The organism is Fluviicola chungangensis, from assembly GCF_007558725.1.
Classification (GTDB): Bacteria; Bacteroidota; Bacteroidia; order Flavobacteriales_D; family Crocinitomicaceae; genus Fluviicola; species Fluviicola chungangensis.
Genome location: NZ_VLPL01000019.1, coordinates 1 through 1,071, shown reverse-complemented (window position 1 = coordinate 1,071; position 1,071 = coordinate 1). Strand labels below are relative to the sequence as shown.

Sequence of the window (1,071 nt, the reverse complement as noted above, 5' to 3'; positions counted from 1 at the left end):
GTTGTAATCGTATTCCAATTCTCCTTTGAATCCGTTCGCTACAATCGCATTCTCTGATGCCGTTGTCAGCTGCAATTCTCTTCCTCCGTTACCGATTCCATCCAAACGTGTGATACGTGGGGTTTGACCGTAAACAGAATTCGCTTGTGAACCTCCTAATTCTGGAGAAACATTGTGCGGAATTGCTGCAATTCCTACCAATGGAGTACCATCAGCATTGATACGTGAACGCAGGTATGGTTTTTTCTGACCATCCAAGTGTGCAGGATCAGTAGGGTCGTATTGCTTATAGTTATTGTATCCGTAAGCAACAGCCAAATAATAGTATGTTTTGAAGTTTACCAGCTTGCGGTCTCCCGAAGCAAATAAATCTTCCGTCACTCTGAACGTGTGCTGAATACCTAAATCCGTACCTTTCACTTTTTCAACCGGGAAAGAATAACCCAATTCTTCGTCGAATTCAAAGTTGATCAAACGCTTCACTCCGTTCTTAACATCACATTGCGCTACCAAACGAGCAACGGTTTGATCATCCAAATCGGTAATACCAACCTGGGCGTTTTTCAACTGGTAGATCTGGTATCCTTCAAAACGGTAGTATTTATCGTAAATAATCGGACTTCCGGTTGAGGTAGTATCTCCTGCACCGTTCGGATCAATAATTCCGATCTTATCTATTTCTTTGTATTGTTCCTGATAGTTATTCGAGTTAACAGGGTTATCCAACATCAGGATTAACTCATTGCCCATTTCCTGGATAGTCATTACCGGAGCACTTGGCGGTTCCAAAATTCGGAAACAGTTGTCAAACAACGCCTGTGCTTTCGTATCGGCAGTTTTCAAAGCATTCACGGAAGAGAAGATCTCTCCTTCAAAGCTTCTTGCATAAACGATCCCGACAGTAATGTTGTTTACCGCTCCCGGACGCAGGGTAAATGGTCCTGCAGATTGCACGAAACGGCGGTCACCGGAAGGGTTTGAAGTAGATCCTGATCCACAAGGTTCGAATTCCGACCAGTCAAATCCAGGATTAACACCTGCAGTTGCCCAATGCAACGTATCTGAATTTGC

The 1,071-nt window shown here is 43.8% G+C and carries 1 pseudogene; it reads right to left on the bottom strand.

The annotated features are described in order from the left end of the window. Window positions 1–1,071 (bottom strand): annotated as a pseudogene (locus tag FO442_RS18650) (T9SS type A sorting domain-containing protein); the annotation flags it as partial.